Below are 18,199 nucleotides of genomic sequence, written 5' to 3'. Positions count from 1 at the left end.
GCCATGGCGGCTAAGCAGCCAAGCACACACAGTGCAACTGGGATCCTATTCGGGCATTTCGAACTTAACCCAGGCGAGCGCACTCTCAAACAGGCGGACGAAATCGTTCCGCTCGGAGCGAGAGCGTTTGACATTCTTGTGACGCTCATCGATCGCGCAGGGCAGGTCGTCAGCAAGAACGAGCTGATCGCCAAAGTGTGGCCGGACGTGATTGTCGAGGAAGGCAGCCTGCGTGTGCATTTGTCGGCATTGCGCAAAGCACTAGGCGACGGACAGTTCGGTCGTAAATACATTACAAATGTGCAGGGGCGCGGCTATTCTTTTGTCGCCCCTGTCACCCGTCAGGAGATCGAGGACCGGGAGAAGTCGCTTGCGCGGGATTCGAATCTGCCGGCGGCGCTCGGCGGGATAGTCGGTCGTGATGACGTCGTTCTCCAGATCCGCAGCCGTCTTGGGACAGAACGGCTGATCACGATCTTGGGGTCGGGCGGCATCGGCAAGACCACGGTCGCCTTAGCGGTCGGACATGCCGTGCTGACGGAATTCTCTGACGCGGTCTTTTTTCTCGATCTCTCATTGCTGACGAGCAGAGAGCAGCTCGTCGTTGCAATAGCTTCTGTCGTGGGATTCATTGCGCAGCCCGGCGATCCGGAAGAGGCACTGTTGGAGTTTCTGCGCTCCCGAAGGGCTCTCCTTATCCTTGACAGCTGCGAGCATGTGGTCGAGCAAGCCGCGGAAATCGCGGATCGCATATATCAGTGCGCGCCCGAATTTTGCCTACTGGCCACCAGCAGAGAAGCATTGCAGACCCCCGGCGAGCGCGTGTTCCGGCTTCAGCCTCTGGACTGCCCGCCTGAGGAACCTGGGCAGACTGCGGACAAGGTTCTTTCCTATCCGGCGGTGCGGCTGTTCATGGAAAGGGTCAGGGCACGTGGCATTGATCTGGCACTCGGCAAGGACGATGCTCGTTTCGTGGCCGAGGTCTGCCGCAGGCTTGACGGCATCCCTTTGGCGATCGAGCTGGCCGCAAGATGGGCCGCTGTTTTCGGCGTCCGGGACACTGCGACGCGACTGGCGTCACACCTCGACCTGCAGAAGCTCGGTCGGCGAACAGCAAATCGACGGCATCAGACGCTGAGAGCTGCGCTGGACTGGAGCTACGACCTCCTATCCGAGATCGAGCGCGCCGTTTTGCGGAGCGTGGCGATCTTCGTGGGGCGCTTCACGCTGGAAGCGGCGCTCGCAGTGGCCTGCCAAGAGGGCACGAGCCGGCTGAGTACCGCTGACGCGGTGGGTTGTCTCGTGGAGAAATCGCTGATTGAAGTTCGCATCGACGAGCAGGGAGCGTCTTATCGACTGCTCGATATCACACGTTCTTATGCTTTGGAAAAGCTAGTCTCGAGCTATGAGCATAGCGAGGTTGCGACGCGGCATGCGAACTATTCAATTGAGCTGTTGGAGGCGAACAGCTCGGCGCCGGGCAATACGCGGCTCGTCAAAGATTATCTCGGAAGTGTTCGCGCCGCCCTCGAGTGGAGCTTCGGTCCGAGCGGAAGCGACAAATTATCCATTAGACTAGCAGCTGCTGCAGGGCCGTTACTTCTATCCATGCCGCTTCTCGCGGAGTGTCGAAATTGGATGGAGAGGGCGATTGAACGAATTTCCCCGGCCTGCGATTTGCGCCATCAGATGGAAATTCATGCGTCGTTTGCCTTGGCGTTGATGTTAATCGAAGGAAACAGCGAAAAGGTCCGCTCTGCCTTCTACGCAGCGCTTGGTTTTGCCGAGCGTTGCGACGACGCCTTTCAGCAGTTGCGTCTGCTCAGCGGTCTCTCGATGTATTTTCTTCACCTGGCCGACGCGGCTGGTGCTGGCGACGTCGCCTCCCGGGGCGAAGCCGTCGCTGCGAAAACCGGAAGGCGAGACGATGCGTCGATTGCCAATTGCCTGCTCGGAACGGCTCACTATCTTTCCGGCGATCAACTGCTGGCGCAAAAATACCTCGAAGCAGCGTTACGCGACCTGCCCGACGAGGCCCCATCAATAGCCAGCCAGTATATGTTCGCACCGCGATCCCAGTCGCTCATGTGCCTGACTCGCTCGCACTGGTTGGTAGGCAATATCGACCAAGCGATTCGCTACGCCGAAACAACCGTTGCGGAGGCCGACAAATCGGAGCATCCGATCACACTGATCAGCGCGCTCGGCATGATGATGTCACTCTATTTCTGGATCGACGATTTGCCGCAGGTGGAGCGCAACCTCGCGAAATTCGAATACATCTCCGGGAAAACATTCTTCGGTCCGTATCGTGCCGTCGCTCACGGACTAAAGGGCCTTTACTTGCTGCGCACGGATCGCACTTCGGAGGGAATGAGGTATTTGCGCGAGGCTCTCAAGAGGCTCACAGTTCGACGATACAAGATGTTGGTCTCAGATTTCGCCACTGAACTGGCCATCTGCATGGCAAAACAAAACCATCGCGCAGAAGCATTAATTCTCATTGACGAGGTTATCGCGAGCTATACCGAAGTTAACATGGTCATTCACCTGCCGGCGCTTTTTCTGACTAAAGCTCTGGTGTTCCTCCAAGGGGAAACGCCCGACCCTAAGTCGGCCGAAGAATATCTCGAGAGATCAATGGCCTTGGCCAGGAAACAATCGGCACTTCCTTACGAGTTGCGAGCAGCATTGCAGCTCGCTCAAATCCGGATCGCAAGCGACGATGCGGAAGGCGCCCGTGATCTGATCAGGCCCATCTACATAAGGTTCTCCGAAGGTTTTGAAACACCTGACCTCATCCGCGCACGGGAAATACTCGACTGACATGCAAGGTACGGTCCACACCGTGTCGCGTCGGCCCTCCTGATGGGGATACCTGGCTCGACGCACTTGTGCCCGAAGAGGAAATCCTGCGGCCCCTGCCCAGCGGGCGGATGAGCGCATCGATACCATGAAGATCAAGAGCCGGAATTTTCAGTGATTCTCGTGACAGACGCCTAGGGTTTGGGTTCGCATCCCATCAAGGCGACCAAGCTGAAGGTGTCCGACTCGGTGACAATCTCGCGCCGGCTCCACGCCGAGCAGCGACCACGAAATTACCCCATTGATTGTCTTTTCGAGGAAAAGTCTGCTGCGAGCGACGCTGGAACTAACGGCCGATGCTCATGTTATCCATTCGTGCTCCATCGCGACAAGGGCGCTCCATGAAGAACACTAGCTTGATGATGCTGCGAGCGATCACGCCTTGGAGGAGAGTACGATGGACGATAATGAGAAAAAAGAAGGCACTGCGGGCGTTATGCCTACCCGGCTCGGCGTCGTCCCGCCAGAGCGTGAGGGTCAGGCAACCTTAACGGCCCACCAAGAAGAGATCGTAAATGCCTACCGCGCCGGCCGAATGGACGAGGTGCAGTTTCAGAGGTATTTGACCGACGATCCTATTCTCGCCGAGTATGTTCGCCGCATCGCGCACCCGCGAGACGATCTGCGACCTCCGGATGGGGCACGTGACAAGCGTCGCGACAGATAGCGGAGGTAACAAAGCCCACCGCCATTCCGCTACTCGGCTGCAAGTCGTATGGATTGGTCGTCGGGAGGCTCTGCGAGCGCCACAATTTCGTAATCGCCGATCATCTGGTGCTGATCGCTCCCCAGCACCGCCAGAGTCCAATAGTCCGGTTCCGCACCGAAGACTGTCGATAGCTGGACGACGGTGAGGCGACCGTCACTCTGCTTGAGTGGTCTGGCCCAATAGAACGCGTCCGGAACTAAACTCTCTGCGAACATTGACGCCTACTCCTTCGGGAGGTTCGTTTTTAGCAGAAATCTAAAATATTGCATCACTCGCCTACTACCGGCAGATAGGACTGGGGATAAATTCGGCTCTATCATGTCCGATCGGCATCAGCCGGGGCGGTCGCATGAAGAACAAATAGCTCATTGGGCACGCGGCACGCAGATCCGCATTCAGACCCGCGACGCCCTGCTAGCCCTGCTGCATTCCTCAGAATGATATCGATGTCCATAATCTGTCCTTGCGCGCGTCGGCATCTACACGCGGATGTAGTGCCAACCGCAATGATGACAATGTCAGTGAGAATGGCCGTCCCAGCGCGTTTGCTGACTGCGTCCCGTTGCGGCGACCGCCACGCCCCTATTATTCTGAGGACAGCCAGAAAATTGGAGACCAAACACAGTGGGAGCTAGATCCCCACCAAATATGCGCTCGTAAAAATCGCCCCGCAGAGACGCGGGGCGCAAGTGAGCGTACATGGAAAGGCGGACGTTAACGAATAATCGCGATCACATCCGCGCGCAAAACGCAACGATCCAGAAAAAGTTCCGCTGTGTCTAAGCAATTTGAACTGAAATAAATTCCCAGCGAAAGAGGGGCATGACCTCCATTTGAAAAGATGCTGGCTATGCTCGGATCGTGGTTCGAAGGCGGCTGCAAATTGACGCTCGACAGATCCACCTTGCGCTCGGCGACCGGTTAACGCTGGTTTGCGACGCTCCGCCAGGCTGGCCTCGCCAGATATGCCGTCAGGCCGATGGCGAGACAGCCTCCTGTGAAGAACAAGATGATTTGAAACGTGGCGGCGGGTCCACCGGCATTTTGGGCAATCCATCCAAATACAGCCGACGAGATCGCAACTCCGAAAAACACAAGGGTGTTGAGAAAGCCCAGCAAAAGGCCTCTATGTTTGGAAGGTGCGAGTTCCTGCGCTTCGGCCATAACCAGGGGATGGAGGTTGCCGATTGAATAAAGCAGGCAGATCAGAGCGACGGCGGCGACAATACTGGAACCGGGCGAGACGCCCATTGCGAAGGCGGCCATCGTCGCCGCGGCCATCCCAGCCGTCACGATGCTTCGCGTTGACACTCTGGATACGAGCGCGGGTATGGCAAAGGACGTCCCTATGCCGACGGCGCTCACGATCGTCAGCGCGAAACCTGAGACACGCTGATCCGCGGAGAACACCCCGGACAGGTAAGGGGTCGCCCAAGCATTGCGAAAAGTCCCTCCGAGCGACAGGGTTAGGCATATTGGCAAGAGGTAGACTAAGCCCGCTGGCCTGCTCTCAGTCGCCTCTTCCGATTGTCCTTCTTGTGGCGTTGGTGCCATTTGAAAGGCCACGCCAACCGCGCAAAGCGCCATTGCTGACGCTGCAACAAGCATCGCCCCGCGCCACCCGAGGATTTCAGAAAGCCAAACCATAGGCGACGCCGAAAAAAGGGCGCCGAGGGAGCCAACAGCACTGACGGCGGCTATCTTTTTCCGCGCGGCCACCCCGTCGCCAAGACTTCCGAATTGATAGACCACTCCCATGAAGATGGGCGCGCATCCCGCGCCCAGGACCGCCTGACCGGCAACGAGCTGCCCGGCCGTTCCTGCCATGGCGACCAACGCGGCCCCCATGGCGCCGACGATCATTAACACAGTCATAGGCGTTCTTGCGCCGAAGCGGTCGAAGGCTGAGCCCAGTGGCATCTGCAGCAGCCCGAATGAAATGAAGAAGGCCGACGCCGCGTATCCATAGCGGCTGGGGTCGAGGTCGATGTCCGCAGCGACCATCGGGCCGACCACACCGAAATAGCTGCGAAAGAACATGCTCATCAGAAAGGCGAGAGCGAGGACGAAGAACTGCTTCCTGTCGTTGTGCATCAAACAGCCGCCGTTTCGGTGCGATTGGTTCCGAACCGACGCCGCCAAGCGCCCCTAACTCTTGCGGATCGTTCTCTCAAATTATTCCTCAGCGTCGGAATACGTTTTGAATTGCAGTTTCTGAAGCGATGCGTCCAGCGACAGGACGAACCCTGTCGGCGCGTAGTCAACAGTGACCTCCCCGAAGGCGGAGAGACTGGAGTTGATGAGTCTGCAGCCGAACCCCTTCTTGCTCGGAGCTTCTACCGCGGGCCCCCCGACCTCCCGCCAACGGAAGTTCAAGCGCTTGTCGCCCGCCTGGCCGCGCACAGACCAGTCGATTTCGACTGTCCCGCTATCTGCCGACAGTGCACCATACTTGTTGGCGTTGGTGACAAGTTCGTGCAGCACGAGGGAGAAGCAAAGAGCCGCCTGGGGACCCAATTCAACCGCGGGACCGCTTGCTTTGAACCGTCCTGACGTCTCAAGTCCAAGATTAACCGCGGTCGCGCCTACAATTGTCGCCATGGTCGTACCCAACCAATTCTGCTGCAGCAGAATATCGTGCGCTTTCGCATAAGCACCGATCCGTGCGGATATCGCCTGTTCCGCATCCTCGATAGAGCTGGCGTTTCGGAAGGATTGACTGGTGATAGCCTGAACGACGGTCAGGGTATTCTTCATGCGGTGAGAGAGTTCGTGCATCAGGACGCGCTGTCGCTCCTCGTTTTCTCTCTGCTCTGTCTGATCTCTCAGAATCTTCACGAAGCCCTCGACTTCGCCGTCATCCGTCGTCAATGCCATCATCTGACCCGACGCCCAAAACAACGAGCCATCCTTGCGAACGTGCCAGCGCTCATCATTGCCATGACCTTCGGTCAAAGCAGCGGTCATTTCCCGTTGAAGAATCCCCGCCTGCTGGTCTTCCTCGGTGAAGATTACCGCAGCGGGCTTGCCGATAATCTCAGCCTCATCCCATCCGAGGATCCGTCGCGCGCCCTCATTCCAGGTGGTCACTAGACCATCCAGATCTGTCGAGATGATCGCATACTCGATCGCGCTTTGGAGGATGGCTTCGAGAAAGCGCTCTCGGGAGCGACTGGAGTTGGAAAAGAGTTTCATGATCATATGACGGCCCGATCCTTCCCGGGGCCCGCAAGAAAAAGGGCCTCATCCTGTTTCTAGGACGCCGCCTGACATTGGGGACGGCGCTGGCATTTGCAATGGGTTACTCGATGGTTCTGACGGTCCTTGAATGATCGGCTATCCCTAACAATATCATTTCATCAGGACCATTGGTGGCATGAAAGGAGGAAAAAATGCCGCAGAACGATGTTCCATGGACCCGGCCGGTAAGAATCCGGCTGCAGTGCGGTTTGGAGCGCACTTTCACGGGCGCATACGGCGCCTTGGACTTTCTCGAAAACGAATGGCCGTTGCGTCACGGAGAGCGCCACGAGCGAGCGGTGAAGACGTGCCGTGGCGCCCTCAACGGCACCACCGCCGGCATTATCGCGCGGGAGGCCTTCGTGGCCGCCTGCCTGGAAGCCGGCATGCCGTCCGTTCTCGTTCCGTGGCAGAGAAAGCCGACCGCGCATCCGGCTCGGCCGGGGCGCCTTGCCATCATCTAGGGTATCAGTGACGACCTCGCCTCATCGGAGGCGAGGTCCGGCATAGCGCCTTCCCCGGCCGCGCGATCGTCGGCTCCGTCGCGCCGGTCTGCGACGACATCGTGGTGCCAGGCTGGCCTGTCTAAGCACTTGGGAAATCTATGACAGCCGATCAGAGGACCGAGACATTCTCAGCCTTCGACTTTCCGGTCTTGCGGTCTTGTCCAATCTCGAAGCTGACTTTATCGCCTTCGCGGAGCGAACCGCCGCGTTGCAAGGCAGAGACGTGAACAAACACATCCTGTCCGCCGCCCTCAGGCGTGATGAAACCGAAGCCCTTGTCGTCGTTGAAGAATTTAACCGTTCCCGTTGGCATAAGAGCCTCCTGTTTCGTCCGTCCGGATTGCGAAGCGGACGCTACAGCGCCAGCGCTGGACGATCAATGGCGAGCATATAGATGCCTGCTTCTGGGCGTCGATGGCACGAATGATTGTGATTGCGACTTCTTCGCTGGAGTTCGGTCGTCACAACAGGGAAATAGACCACCCGCCCGTTGGCAGCTTACCTCAATGAATTGTCTCCGGCTGCTTCTTCGTATGCGAAACGTCATCGAGCGTCGCCATCAGCTTTTCGAATTCGCTTAAGACACGATTAAACTCGACGTCCTGCATGCCGACGATTTCCGGGATCGTCGAGGACACGGAGGCAATGAGGGTGTCGATCCAAACGCAATACTCGGCCGGCACGTTTCCGAGCGCGCGTCGATGCGCTGTCAGCTCGTCGAGGATGCGAACGATGAGGACTCCTCTGTCCGTCCTGCTCAAGAACGGGAGGTCCCGCCTCTTCTGTTTGCCGGCACGCGGTTCACCGCCGCCGGCATGTTGCTTCTTCTCTACGGCCGGTGGGCATGAGGGTTCCGATCTTTGTAACGAGTAAAATATATTTAGATCGTTACAACTCGCCCTTGTTCAAATCGTTCCATAGAACGATATTCAAGTCATGGACACGCAAAAGACGATCGATGACATCAGCCTTCTTGGCGGTCATCCGGCACTCGACTTCGTCAACACGGTCGATAGTCGCGGTGAACGTTGGGGGCCGGATTTCCTGAATAGCTACGATGACCTCGTGGCCTGGGCCCGTCGTCTCGATCTGATCGACGACAAAGAACGCGATACCTTACTCGCCAAGGCTGGCGGGTCGCCGTCCGACGCGAAAAAGGAACTCGGAGAAGCGAAGGAATTGCGGGAGGCTCTCAACCGCCTGTTCCTGTCCGAATTTGATGAAAGCCCGATCAGCCGGGACGATCTCGAGCTTGTTGCCGGGATGGCCCGACATGCGCAATCGCAACAATCACTGGGCTGCGTTGGAGGCAGGATCCAGTGGCGTCGGATGGATGCCAAAGACTTGGATGCAATCAGCACCCGTGTCGCCCAATCAGCTGCCGAACTGCTGACATCGCGAGACGGACGCCGTCCAGTGCGCGCGTGTCAAGGTCCAAATTGCGGCTGGCTTTTTCTGGATCAATCTCGTGGCGGCCACAGGCGATGGTGCTCGGACAAAACCTGCGGATCGCATGCCAGAGTGCGCAAGTTTCGGGCTGTCCAAGCCAGTTGATCACGCCAGGCTGACCGGCCAATTTCGTCTTCGTCAGCGCGCGCCAAAATGGGTTACATGCACCCGCTGACGGCGAAGATCGCGGCGGTATCCTGACCGTGAGGCTCGTCAGGGCTTGAGCTTCACAAGCTGCTCCCCGCTTCCGGCGTCCCAGATCGTCAGGTCGACGACAAAATCTCCCCTCTTCGATATCAGGTCGAGCAAGGCTGCGGCGAGCCGTCCCGCGCAGATCGGATTGGTCGCAAGATCGAGGGTTTCATTGCTCGTCAGCGCCAACCGAAATGAAAGGTCACCGTCTTCCAGGGAAGAAAATGGAGTGGCACTGTCGAATTCAAGATAGGCGTCCGCTTCGCCATCGGCAGAAGGCCGACGACTTTCGAAGGCTCGGTGAAATTCACTCTTTTGTTCAGCGGACAGCATTGTGAATCATTTCCTCTATCGCGATGTGACGATCGTCTTGGCGCTCTCGAGCTCGTCGTCTTCCAGGATCACGTATTCGTCCCTGCCTCGCCAATGCGTCGCCGCAAAGTAAAACGCGCAGTGGTCGTGAGCGAGGCAAACGGCGGCATCGTACTATCGGAATCGCCCGAATCTCATCAATACATGAAGATTTATTCTGGAATCGGCCGTTCGAGTGGAACGCAACATGGCAGGTGAAGTTCACTCTCTTTAGAGACGTCTCGCGGGGGAGCCCGCTGACGTTCGAGCGTTTGTCGGCGAAGATTCATCCGGCCGACCGCGACAGAGTACGATCCGCCTTTGTCGCCACCCGAGTGATAGCCGGCCAATGAGATCGACTTCAGGATATTAACGGAAGCCTCCGACGTCCGTTGGATTTCTCGCGGTCATGGCAACGACGCCGGTATCGTCGCCCGAATGATGTCTGGAATATTTTTGGATGTTACCGGTCGCAAACAAGCGGAAGAGGGGCACGAGCTGCTCACCGGCGAAATGAGCCACCGCGTCAAGAATCTCTTGGCACTCGCTTCCGGTCTTACCGCTATCACCTCCCGATCGACGGCGTCGAACGAGGAGATGGTCAGCCAGCTCACGCAACGCCTGGCGGCCCTTGGACGTGCCCACGACCTCGTCCGTCCGCTCAAGGGCGGGCAGGGGAATGCTGTCCTTCTTCGAGATCTGTTCACCGTTCTACTCGCACCCTACGACGACGAAGGCGCGTTTGCGGGGCGCATTCGCGTAGCAGTTCCTCGGATGGGCGTTGGCGAGTCGTCGGCGACGAGCCTTGCACTCGTCATTCATGAGCTGGCCACCAACTCTCTCAAGTACGGCGCGCTCTCGGTGGAAACGGGGACTTTAGACGTGTCCGACATGTCGCAGCTGCGCCGCGGTCCCTCCAATGGTTGATACGTATTGCCTTCCGGTCGATACGACTTTGTAGCGAGCGGCGCACAGGGCTGCCGCCTCAGCATTCACTTTCGAGCCGCCGCCGCCGTCGGCACCGATCAATGATGGGCGCGGTGCTCCGCGTTCCGTTTCCGGGTCGCAGCCGCTTTCTTTGCCGAAGCCGAACGGTCCGCTGCCGACCGCGACGCTGCCGCCTTGCCGCCCTTCTCGCCGCCTTTGTGGGCGGCCGGATGACCGGTATGCTTGCCTTGCCCGGAACCGCCGGCCTTCTTGCCGCCGCCATCATCCTTGTTGACGGTCGCCCAGGCCCGGCGCTCGGCTTCGTTCTCGGACACGCCACGGTCTTCGTAGCTTTCGGCGATATGGTCAGCCTTGCGTTCCTGCTTGTCGGTGTACTTGGACTTGTCACCACGGGGCATGACATTTCCTCCTTCGTTGATCATCAGGACGAACGACAACGCAAAAAGTTTGTTCCGAGCCGGCGGCGTCACAGGAACAAAGGGATAAAACCTGCGTTCGCAGACAGTCATTCCCCATGCAATTCGCAAAAACCTTAGGTGTCATTATGAGCGACAAGACCTCCTTGAACGATCCGCGCACGCTTTATCCAGCACCGCCTTTCCCAGACCAGCCGCAACAGGCGCCCGGCCTCGCCCGCAAGATGGATCCCACGCCGGATCACGGCGAGAAGAGTTATCGCGGGTCGGGAAAGCTCACAGGTCGGAAGGCACTCGTCACCGGCGGAGATTCTGGCATCGGCCGTGCCGCGGCAATCGCGTTTGCCCGTGAGGGGGCCGACGTCGCCATTGCCTATCTTCCGGATGAAGAGGCGGACGCAAGGGAAGTGATCGGCCTTATCGAAGTCGAGGGCCGCAAGGCCGTCCCGCTTCCGGGCGACATCACGGACGAGTCCTGGTGCAAAGAGCTGGTCGACAGAACCGTTTCTGGCCTAGGCGGTCTCGATATCCTCGTCATCAATGCCGGCCGTCAGCAATACCGCGAAAAGATCGAGGAGTTGTCTACGGAAGATTTCGATAAAACGATGAAGACCAATCTCTATGCGCTCCACTGGATCGCACAAGCCGCCGTGCCCTATATGCCGGCGGGATCCGCGGTGATTACCACGGCCTCCATCCAGGCTTATCAGCCGTCACCGATCTTGCTCGACTATGCCACGACAAAGGCCGGTATCGTTGCCTATACGAAGGCCCTTGCCAAGCAGCTGATTGAGCGTGGCATTCGCGCCAATGTCGTCGCACCCGGACCGGTCTGGACGGTTCTCCAGCCGAGTGGCGGGCAGCCAGACGAGAAGGTGAAGAACTTCGGCAAGGACAGCGACTTCGGCCGGCCCGGCCAGCCGGTCGAACTGGCTCCCGTCTTTGTGCTCCTCGCCTCTCACGAAGCAAGCTTCATCAACGGTGAGGTCTATGGTGTCACCGGCGGCAAGGGCATCGCCTGATCGAGAAGGCTTGCGCGAAGTTCTAGTGTAGCCGTTTATGAGTTGGCTTGAGCCGGTGGAAGACGCCGAAAGCCAGAATTTTTTTCTTCCGCTACTCTTGAATCCGAAATTCTCAAAAACCAAATCGATTGCCGCCAGCCGCTGATAAAGGGCTGGCCTTGCTGGGAGCGCCGCTTTCGGCGCTTCCGTATCCATGTTGCTTCAAGGAGGATATGGCTATGGCAACATCTTACGACTATGCACCGCTCTACCGTTCCAGCGTCGGCTTCGACCGGGTCTTCAATCTTCTGGAAAACGCCCAGCGCGCCCGGTCGATCAGCGACTGGCCGCCCTATGACATTGTCAAGACCGGTGACGACACCTACCGGATTTCGATCGCGGTCGCGGGCTTCACCCAGGACGAACTCGACATCACCTTCCAATCCAATCTACTGACGGTCACCGGCAAGAAGCAGGAAGCGGCTGCCGAAGGCTACCTGCATCGCGGCATTGCCGGCCGGCCGTTCGAGCACCGGTTCGAACTCGCCGACCATGTCAGAGTGAACGGGGCGGACCTCAGCAGCGGACTCCTGTCGATCGATCTGGTTCGGGAGATCCCCGAGGCCCTGAAGCCGCGCAAGATCTCGATCGAGAGCGCTCCTGGTTTGATGTCTGCTCCCGCGCAGATCGAAGCGCACAAGGCAGCTTGACCTGCATTGTCCGCTCAAAAAGGGCGCCGTCACGTCGGCGCCCATCAACATTCCGGGTTGGAAAGGAGAGAGCGATGAAACCCGATATGTTTAGACGGCCTGTTTCCATTCTCGTCGGCCTTGGTTTCCCAGCGGAGGTTCGCAGCGTCATGGATGCCTACCGGCATCTTTCCGAGTGGCCGACATCACTCAGGGACAGCGCGCATGCGATTGCCCTGAAGGCCTGCAGTGCGGCACTGTCTGGCGAGATTGAAGCAGAAACCGCGCGTGGCCTGTTTTTGGCCTTCGCCGAGAAACACGACCTGCTGGCGCCGGAAACCAATATGATCGCGGCCTCACGCCTGCGGCGTGACCGGGATCCACACGTACAGTGAGGTGGTCCGATGACGCACGACATGTTGCAGCAGGCGGCCAGCAACGCGATGGCGATGGGACCAGCGGTCTTGCTTCAGGGTATGCAGCTTCAGCAGCCAATCGATGTGGTGAGAGCGCCGGCTCTTTCGGTCGATGATAAGCGAACGATCCTCGCGGCCTGGGCCTCCGACTTTTACGCTGTCGATTCCAAGCCGGCCCTCCGGCAGGTGCCGGGTATGCCAGAGCCGATTTCGATCGATGAGGTACAGTCTGCGCTGAAAGAACTCGATCGGCGCTATGGCATCTGACGGACTGTTCAAGCGGCCTGCTTTGAGGATTTGGCGAGCCGCTCAGTACACGCCGATTGTCGCAATGGATGCGCCCGATGGCATCGGTCACCTGCGGTGAAGCCATGTCTGCCCGCGATGGTCGTTGGTTGATGACCGCGGGCCTCGTCCTCGTCCGTCAAATGCCCGGATCGGCAAAGGGCGTGATGTATCTGACGATCGAGGATGAGACCGGTCCGGCGAACGTCGTTGTCTGGCCGAAGCTGTTCGAGCGACGCCGGCGCGTCGTGCTCGGATCGAGCATGATGGCGATCAACGGCCGGATCCAGCGGGAAGGGGAGGTCGTGCACCTCATCGCCCAGCAACTGTTCGATCTCTCGGGCGACCTATCCGCCTTGGCTGATCGTGATGGAGATTCAAACTGCCGACGGGCCGCGGCGACGAGTTCGCCCATGGCGCCCCGGGCAGTTCCGATTCAAGGGATCGAGCGCCGGCGGTCAAGCCGAGGGACATTTTCGTGCCCTTATGCCGAGTTGGCATAAGGGTATTTATCACGAGCCGTAAACTATGCCGAGCCAGTTCCCAAAAGCGCGCGATTTCCGATAGGTCCCCATTGTCGGCATAGTCCCCTGCTGTGTGCTCGGCCGGAATGCGCCAATAACAGACATTGGCGTCAGGTTGGATGTATGACCGGCTTGGGGCACGGAATCAGACTGTCGCTCCGTGGCACCCTCTCATGAAAGCGGACGTTCGACAGCGGAACTTGGTCTGGATTCGCCCCAGAAGCGGACTTTCCGGCGTATATTGCTGGCGCCTGCGGCAGAGGCGTTCTTCCGAGCATTTTACCTTACTAACGACAAGCGAGCTATCTCCAAAGGATATATTGATTTTGACTTCGGACCAGGCAGTAATCGCACCGTCCTCAAACACAATGACGGTGTCATAGCCCGCTTTATGCTGAACCTGTCGTGGCTCTTTGCCCACTAACCGTCCTGCGCGACTAGGTCCATCTACTGCCCACTTGGTCACCCGACATTAGCTCGCCTGAAGGCCATTTAGTAGATGTCCGCTCTTGGTCTGCTGGCAACCTCTTCCCGGATGGGTCTGCTTTCGGGATCCGTCAACATGCAATGTTTAACGATACCGACGACGCCGCGAGCGGCACACCCGAAAAATTTAATACATTGGTCGCTTGTGGCTCTAGCCCTAACTTGGCACGTCACAAACTCCGGAAGCATACTCTACAGGGGTTGTGGAGGAACAATAGCGGTCCGAACCAGAGGCATTCCTTCCTGGAATAATTCATAGTCGTGTTTGACCGCTACCCCGTCGTTCTCAAGGGTTTTATCTGAGTGTTGGGCCGCCCGATCGGGTGCCAAATCCGCCCAGGCAGCTCGGCTCCAAGCGGGTCAAACCAACCAAATTGAAAGTTCATTTCTATGGGCAAAAAATTGAATGGCAAGGTCGCCGTCGTGACCGGCGGCAGCGCAGGCATCGGGCTCGGCATTGCAAAGCAATTCGCTGAAGAGGGCGCGCTCGTTTACATCACTGGCCGCAGGCAAAACGAGCTAGACAGGGCTGCTGCCGAAATCGGTCACGGCGCTATTGCCGTCCAGGCTGATGCGTCGAAACTCGCGGACTTGGATAAACTATATGAGATTGTGAAGAAGAATAGCGGTCACATCGATGTTCTGGTTCTCAATGCCGGTTTCTATGAATTCATGAAGCTCGGCGAAATCACGGAGGAGCATTTCGACAAAACCTACAACACCAACGTCCGGGGTCTTCTCTTCGCCTTCCAGAAGGCCCTGCCGGTCCTGCAGGACGGTGCCTCGATCATTCTGACGGGGTCGATCGCTGCCTCGAAGGGTATCCCAAGCATGTCCGTCTATTCCTCGACAAAAGCGGCTATCCGCAGCCTTGTTCGTGGCTGGATCATCGATACCAAGGAACGCGGATTCAGGATCAATGTCCTGAGCCCAGGCCACACTTTGACGCCGGGACTGACCGGGTTGATCCCTGCCGAAGCATATGAAGGAATTGCTGGTACCATTCCAATGGGCCGTATGGGTACACCGGATGATATGGGCAAGACCGCGCTGTTCTTCGCATCCGATGACAGCGGCTATATAACAGGTGTTGAACTGGCCGTGGACGGCGGTGTCGCCCAATACTAACGATAGCGCGGGCGGCTCTGCCGCCCGCGTCAGGTGCCTTAGTCATCGCCACGGAACTGGGCTGCAAGCTCCCGCTTGATAAAGTCGGCAAAGGTTCGTGCTTTTGTCGTCGCGGCCCGCCCGCTTGGAAAGACTGCCCAGAGATCGACAGGCGGAAGTTCCCAATCCTGCAAAATACGCCGAACCTTCCCAGCTGCCAGTTCCGGTCCGAACATCCAATCAGAAGCAACGGCCAGCCCTATCCCGGCAAAGATCGCTTCGCGCACCCCCTCCGCCGCCGTCAGCCGCATGCGCCCTCCGATGGTCACAGTGCTCCGAGTTGAACCTTTGGTAAAGTTCCAGACGGTACCCCCACTGCGTAGATCATAAATGATTGCTTCATGCGACGCGAGTTCCTCAAGAGATGTGGGCACTCCAGCACGGCTCAGATACTCTGGCGAGGCGATGACGCTCCGAGGACTTTGACCAATTTTTCGTGCGGTCAGCGACGAATCCTGCAGATCGCCCATCCGCAAGGCGATGTCGATGCCTGCCTCCACCAGATCGACGTTGCGGTCGTCCATATGCACCTCGATATCGAGATTGGGATGCATGGCGAGGAATTTCGGCAGGCGTGGGACAACGTAAAGTCGGACGAAGGTGACTGCACCGCTAATTCGCAGCCGCCCACTAAGTGCCGCGCCGGAACCTCGCGCTTTAGCCTCGGCCTCGTCCGCTTCCTCGATTGCACGTTTTGAATGCTCGTAGAATGTCTCGCCGGCTTCTGTTGGGGTAAGGCCTTGGGTCGTCCGCAGAAGAAGTCTGACGCCCACCCGTTCTTCAAGCTGAGCTATCATCTTGGAAACGGCAGGTTGTCCCACGCGAAGTTGCCGTGCAGCGCTCGTGAAAGAACCAGTGTCAACGACACGAACAAAAGCGTCCATCGCGGCCAACCGATTCATATTCATTCCTCCTTGGAATGACGTATATGTCGGCGTCATCAGTTTCGCAGTCAAGTCAATGCGCGCACATATGAACCGTCTGGCACACGGCGCCAGGTCGCTTCAACGCAACCGCCAAGCTTGGAAACCAAAATGATTGAAGTTTACGCCTTCTCGACACCCAACAGCATCCGCGTGCCTATCGCTCTCGAGGAGCTTGGCCTTGCTTACAAACTGAAGCCAGTCAACGTGCGCAAGGGCGAGCAGAAGCTTCCCGATTATCTCGCAATCAACCCAAACGGAAAGGTGCCACTTATGGTTGACAGCGAAGGCTTCGATGGAAGCCCCATTACGATTAGTGAGTCCGGCGCAATCTTGGTCTACCTTGCAGAGAAGACGGGAAAGTTGCTTCCCCGAGAAGGCGTCGGCCGTGTCCGGGTCTTTGAACAGATGTTCTTCCACTTGACCAGTGTGGGTCCGGCTTTCGGGCAGCTTGGTTTCTTCAAGCGCCAGGCGGCTGAACAAATCCCCCTCGCGATCGCTCGTTTTCAATCGGAATCGGAACGCGTGCTGGCCGTGCTCGAAGGCTTGCTTGGGGAGCGCCAGTTTGTCACCGGCGACGTATTTACGATAGCCGACATCGTACACTTCGGCTGGCTTTGGCGGCGGGAGTTTGCCGGTATCGACTTTGAAAACAGCCCAAATATTGCTCGCTGGTACGGCCAAATAGATGCCAGACCGGCAGTCAAGCGAGCGCTACAGAGAGTGGCGGCACTTGTTCCTGCGGCGTGACCAGCAGCTTGTTGATGAATCGGGCGCTGGGCGGATGACGATTAGCAGCAGGGAACAGGATGTCGAGCGTAGAAGAACCGCATGCCGAAGGCTGTCGTGTTGCCGTGTGCGACAAAACGCGGCAACGGTAAAAGTCCCACACGTCCAGCCGCCCTGAGGGATCGACCGGCTCCGTGGCATCGTCATGTAGGGACGAAACAGTGTGAACTCGAACGGTGGACAACCGAAGTCGCAGCGCCTGCGCTGCGACTTCGTCGATTCAAGAGGCTTTGGTTGGCGTCCGATCAGCCAAAACGACAGGCTGGCGAATTTCGAGCGGACCGTCGAAAAGTTTATCGTACCGAGCAACCAGTGCAGCGGCCACGGCGCCTTGAAGATGAGCCTGGCGCCCTTCCTCACCATCGAAGGCGTCGAAGATCGCGAAGGTGGAATGGTCAAATCGGATGGCATACCAGGCGACGGTAAGCGGTTCTAGCAACACCAATCCTTGAGCGCTCTTGAGAAACGCGGCAACTTCTTCTTCCCTGCCCAATTTTGCTTTTAACTCGACGTAAATTGCCACTCTCGTCATCTGCATCTCCAAGTTTGCGGGGCATCAGTCTGCGCGGTATGAAGATGAAAAAAGGCCGAGGCCAGCGCGGTTGTTGGAATAACATGCATTCCTATTTGGAATATATCTAACCAGGTGAGCAAGGCTTTCATCGAAGCTTTGATCTCACTGAGTGCTGAAGGAACGCGTCGGGCTGTGATGGAATGTCCGGTGCCTGCCGGATTCAGCCGGAAAAAGAATAGCCATGCAGGTCGAGCTGCTGCTGGTTAGGATGGATTTTTCTGACCGTCGAACAACAGATCCTGATGCGCCGGTTCGAATGCCCTGCGCGGTCTTCGTCGACTGATGCGATAGACGGCTGCGGGTGGAATATTGGCGAGGGTGCATCCGACATACCTTGCCTTCAGGCCCAGACGGTCAAGCAAGGGTCTGGCGATCGGACATTTCGGGCCGTAAGTGAATTGGTAGAGTGCTCCACCACAGCGAAGATGCGAAAACGCCCCCTCCAGGATAGCATGCACCTTCCGCATCGGCATTGACAAAAAAGGAAGGCCGCTCACGACAGCGCCTACAGGCGCCGAGGCTTGCAGCGGCAACTTTCTCAATTTGGCAGCATCCATCTCGCGATGTTCGTCCTCCGCACGCCACTTCCTTGAGGCCCGGTCATGCAAGATCTTTACAGCGGCCTCATGTCGGCACTCGCGCTCGAAAGCTTCCACTGGGCACCCTCAT

At 57.9% G+C, this 18,199-nt stretch carries 19 protein-coding genes and 4 pseudogenes; 12 read left to right on the top strand and 11 right to left on the bottom strand.

Going from position 1 to position 18,199, the window contains the following annotated elements:
• The first annotated feature begins 3 nt into the window (after positions 1–3).
• The gene (locus tag U5G49_RS32210) at positions 4–2,826 is read left to right on the top strand and encodes an ATP-binding protein (RefSeq protein WP_193443233.1); all 2,823 of its coding nucleotides are present in this window, start codon (positions 4–6) and stop codon (positions 2,824–2,826) included.
• Between the two features lie 436 nt (positions 2,827–3,262).
• Positions 3,263–3,532 (top strand): hypothetical protein, encoded by a 270-nt coding sequence (locus U5G49_RS32205; RefSeq protein ID WP_193443231.1) that lies wholly within the window; start codon positions 3,263–3,265, stop codon positions 3,530–3,532.
• Positions 3,533–3,561: 29 nt separating this feature from the next.
• On the opposite strand, the gene U5G49_RS32200 is transcribed toward U5G49_RS32205, so the two are convergent.
• The 3 genes from U5G49_RS32200 to U5G49_RS32190 form a co-directional block, all read right to left on the bottom strand.
• Complete coding sequence (locus tag U5G49_RS32200) at positions 3,562–3,789, bottom strand: hypothetical protein (RefSeq protein ID WP_193443229.1); 228 nt, start codon at positions 3,787–3,789, stop codon at positions 3,562–3,564.
• A gap of 706 nt (positions 3,790–4,495) precedes the next feature.
• Complete coding sequence (locus U5G49_RS32195; protein WP_193443227.1) at positions 4,496–5,668, bottom strand: MFS transporter; 1,173 nt, start codon at positions 5,666–5,668, stop codon at positions 4,496–4,498.
• An 81-nt stretch (positions 5,669–5,749) separates the two neighbouring features.
• On the bottom strand, positions 5,750–6,775 hold the full coding sequence (locus tag U5G49_RS32190; protein ID WP_193443225.1) for a sensor histidine kinase: 1,026 nt from the start codon (positions 6,773–6,775) through the stop codon (positions 5,750–5,752).
• Positions 6,776–6,966: 191 nt separating this feature from the next.
• Between U5G49_RS32190 and U5G49_RS32185 the strand changes: the two genes are divergently transcribed.
• Positions 6,967–7,278: a DUF982 domain-containing protein gene (locus U5G49_RS32185; RefSeq protein WP_193443223.1), complete on the top strand. Its 312-nt coding sequence runs from the start codon at positions 6,967–6,969 to the stop codon at positions 7,276–7,278.
• Positions 7,279–7,429: 151 nt separating this feature from the next.
• Here the strand turns inward: U5G49_RS32185 and U5G49_RS32180 are convergent, their stop codons facing one another.
• Positions 7,430–7,633: a cold-shock protein gene (locus tag U5G49_RS32180; RefSeq protein ID WP_193443066.1), complete on the bottom strand. Its 204-nt coding sequence runs from the start codon at positions 7,631–7,633 to the stop codon at positions 7,430–7,432.
• Between the two features lie 190 nt (positions 7,634–7,823).
• Positions 7,824–8,081, bottom strand: a complete 258-nt coding sequence (locus U5G49_RS32175) for a hypothetical protein (protein WP_193443221.1) — start codon at positions 8,079–8,081, stop codon at positions 7,824–7,826.
• 175 nt (positions 8,082–8,256) lie between these two features.
• Between U5G49_RS32175 and U5G49_RS32170 the strand changes: the two genes are divergently transcribed.
• The gene (locus U5G49_RS32170; RefSeq protein WP_322790951.1) at positions 8,257–8,874 is read left to right on the top strand and encodes a CGNR zinc finger domain-containing protein; all 618 of its coding nucleotides are present in this window, start codon (positions 8,257–8,259) and stop codon (positions 8,872–8,874) included.
• A 108-nt stretch (positions 8,875–8,982) separates the two neighbouring features.
• Here U5G49_RS32170 and U5G49_RS32165 read toward each other — a convergent pair whose 3' ends face one another.
• Entirely contained in the window at positions 8,983–9,294 is a 312-nt protein-coding gene (locus tag U5G49_RS32165) for a hypothetical protein (protein ID WP_284199527.1), read from the bottom strand.
• 74 nt (positions 9,295–9,368) lie between these two features.
• Here U5G49_RS32165 and U5G49_RS32160 point away from each other — a divergent pair.
• Positions 9,369–10,200 (top strand): annotated as a pseudogene (locus U5G49_RS32160) (sensor histidine kinase); the annotation flags it as partial.
• Here the strand turns inward: U5G49_RS32160 and U5G49_RS32155 are convergent.
• Positions 10,131–10,329, bottom strand: a pseudogene (locus tag U5G49_RS32155) (BA14K family protein); the annotation flags it as partial. The pseudogenes U5G49_RS32160 and U5G49_RS32155 sit on opposite strands and share 70 nt — an antisense overlap.
• Positions 10,330–10,337: 8 nt before the next feature.
• Positions 10,338–10,658 carry a plasmid stabilization protein gene (locus tag U5G49_RS32150; protein WP_284199526.1) on the bottom strand — a complete coding sequence of 107 codons (321 nt, stop codon included), beginning with the start codon at positions 10,656–10,658 and terminating at the stop codon, positions 10,338–10,340.
• Between the two features lie 146 nt (positions 10,659–10,804).
• Between U5G49_RS32150 and U5G49_RS32145 the strand changes: the two genes are divergently transcribed.
• From U5G49_RS32145 to U5G49_RS32120, 6 genes and pseudogenes are all read left to right on the top strand, one after another.
• A complete protein-coding gene (locus tag U5G49_RS32145; protein WP_193444373.1) occupies positions 10,805–11,698 on the top strand; it encodes an SDR family oxidoreductase in 894 nt (297 codons plus the stop codon).
• 218 nt (positions 11,699–11,916) lie between these two features.
• Positions 11,917–12,387, top strand: coding sequence for an Hsp20 family protein (locus U5G49_RS32140; protein WP_193444372.1), 471 nt, complete (start codon positions 11,917–11,919; stop codon positions 12,385–12,387).
• Between the two features lie 74 nt (positions 12,388–12,461).
• A complete protein-coding gene (locus tag U5G49_RS32135; RefSeq protein WP_193444371.1) occupies positions 12,462–12,761 on the top strand; it encodes a DUF982 domain-containing protein in 300 nt (99 codons plus the stop codon).
• Positions 12,762–12,770: 9 nt separating this feature from the next.
• Positions 12,771–13,049, top strand: a complete 279-nt coding sequence (locus U5G49_RS32130; RefSeq protein ID WP_193444370.1) for a hypothetical protein — start codon at positions 12,771–12,773, stop codon at positions 13,047–13,049.
• A gap of 86 nt (positions 13,050–13,135) precedes the next feature.
• A pseudogene (locus U5G49_RS32125) lies at positions 13,136–13,653 on the top strand (OB-fold nucleic acid binding domain-containing protein); the annotation flags it as partial.
• 847 nt (positions 13,654–14,500) lie between these two features.
• Positions 14,501–15,205, top strand: a complete 705-nt coding sequence (locus tag U5G49_RS32120) for an SDR family NAD(P)-dependent oxidoreductase (protein ID WP_322790950.1) — start codon at positions 14,501–14,503, stop codon at positions 15,203–15,205.
• A gap of 38 nt (positions 15,206–15,243) precedes the next feature.
• Here U5G49_RS32120 and U5G49_RS32115 read toward each other — a convergent pair whose 3' ends face one another.
• Entirely contained in the window at positions 15,244–16,146 is a 903-nt protein-coding gene (locus U5G49_RS32115; protein ID WP_193444368.1) for a LysR family transcriptional regulator, read from the bottom strand.
• A gap of 132 nt (positions 16,147–16,278) precedes the next feature.
• On the opposite strand from U5G49_RS32115, the gene U5G49_RS32110 reads away from it, so the two are divergent.
• Positions 16,279–16,917 (top strand): glutathione S-transferase family protein, encoded by a 639-nt coding sequence (locus U5G49_RS32110; RefSeq protein WP_284199524.1) that lies wholly within the window; start codon positions 16,279–16,281, stop codon positions 16,915–16,917.
• A 259-nt stretch (positions 16,918–17,176) separates the two neighbouring features.
• Here U5G49_RS32110 and U5G49_RS32105 read toward each other — a convergent pair whose 3' ends face one another.
• Entirely contained in the window at positions 17,177–17,488 is a 312-nt protein-coding gene (locus tag U5G49_RS32105; RefSeq protein WP_193443197.1) for a putative quinol monooxygenase, read from the bottom strand.
• A gap of 245 nt (positions 17,489–17,733) precedes the next feature.
• A pseudogene (locus U5G49_RS32100) lies at positions 17,734–18,090 on the bottom strand (hypothetical protein); the annotation flags it as partial.
• Positions 18,091–18,199 lie beyond the last annotated feature (109 nt).

The sequence above is a fragment of the Rhizobium indigoferae genome, from assembly GCF_034554815.1.
Classification (GTDB): Bacteria; Pseudomonadota; Alphaproteobacteria; order Rhizobiales; family Rhizobiaceae; genus Rhizobium; species Rhizobium leguminosarum.
Note: the sequence above shows the minus strand (reverse complement) of the source record. Positions and strands in the feature narration are given on the sequence as shown.

Excerpts from the sequence above, each read along its gene's own strand:
- U5G49_RS32210 (WP_193443233.1), top strand. The coding sequence starts at position 4 with ATGGCGGCTAAGCAGCCAAGCACACACAGTGCAACTGGGATCCTATTC.
- U5G49_RS32205 (WP_193443231.1), top strand. The coding sequence starts at position 3,263 with ATGGACGATAATGAGAAAAAAGAAGGCACTGCGGGCGTTATGCCTACC.
- U5G49_RS32200 (WP_193443229.1), bottom strand. The coding sequence starts at position 3,789 with ATGTTCGCAGAGAGTTTAGTTCCGGACGCGTTCTATTGGGCCAGACCA.
- U5G49_RS32195 (WP_193443227.1), bottom strand. The coding sequence starts at position 5,668 with ATGCACAACGACAGGAAGCAGTTCTTCGTCCTCGCTCTCGCCTTTCTG.
- U5G49_RS32190 (WP_193443225.1), bottom strand. The coding sequence starts at position 6,775 with ATGATCATGAAACTCTTTTCCAACTCCAGTCGCTCCCGAGAGCGCTTT.
- U5G49_RS32185 (WP_193443223.1), top strand. The coding sequence starts at position 6,967 with ATGCCGCAGAACGATGTTCCATGGACCCGGCCGGTAAGAATCCGGCTG.
- U5G49_RS32180 (WP_193443066.1), bottom strand. The coding sequence starts at position 7,633 with ATGCCAACGGGAACGGTTAAATTCTTCAACGACGACAAGGGCTTCGGT.
- U5G49_RS32170 (WP_322790951.1), top strand. The coding sequence starts at position 8,257 with ATGGACACGCAAAAGACGATCGATGACATCAGCCTTCTTGGCGGTCAT.
- U5G49_RS32165 (WP_284199527.1), bottom strand. The coding sequence starts at position 9,294 with ATGCTGTCCGCTGAACAAAAGAGTGAATTTCACCGAGCCTTCGAAAGT.
- U5G49_RS32150 (WP_284199526.1), bottom strand. The coding sequence starts at position 10,658 with ATGCCCCGTGGTGACAAGTCCAAGTACACCGACAAGCAGGAACGCAAG.
- U5G49_RS32145 (WP_193444373.1), top strand. The coding sequence starts at position 10,805 with ATGAGCGACAAGACCTCCTTGAACGATCCGCGCACGCTTTATCCAGCA.
- U5G49_RS32140 (WP_193444372.1), top strand. The coding sequence starts at position 11,917 with ATGGCAACATCTTACGACTATGCACCGCTCTACCGTTCCAGCGTCGGC.
- U5G49_RS32135 (WP_193444371.1), top strand. The coding sequence starts at position 12,462 with ATGAAACCCGATATGTTTAGACGGCCTGTTTCCATTCTCGTCGGCCTT.
- U5G49_RS32130 (WP_193444370.1), top strand. The coding sequence starts at position 12,771 with ATGACGCACGACATGTTGCAGCAGGCGGCCAGCAACGCGATGGCGATG.
- U5G49_RS32115 (WP_193444368.1), bottom strand. The coding sequence starts at position 16,146 with ATGAATCGGTTGGCCGCGATGGACGCTTTTGTTCGTGTCGTTGACACT.
- U5G49_RS32110 (WP_284199524.1), top strand. The coding sequence starts at position 16,279 with ATGATTGAAGTTTACGCCTTCTCGACACCCAACAGCATCCGCGTGCCT.
- U5G49_RS32105 (WP_193443197.1), bottom strand. The coding sequence starts at position 17,488 with ATGACGAGAGTGGCAATTTACGTCGAGTTAAAAGCAAAATTGGGCAGG.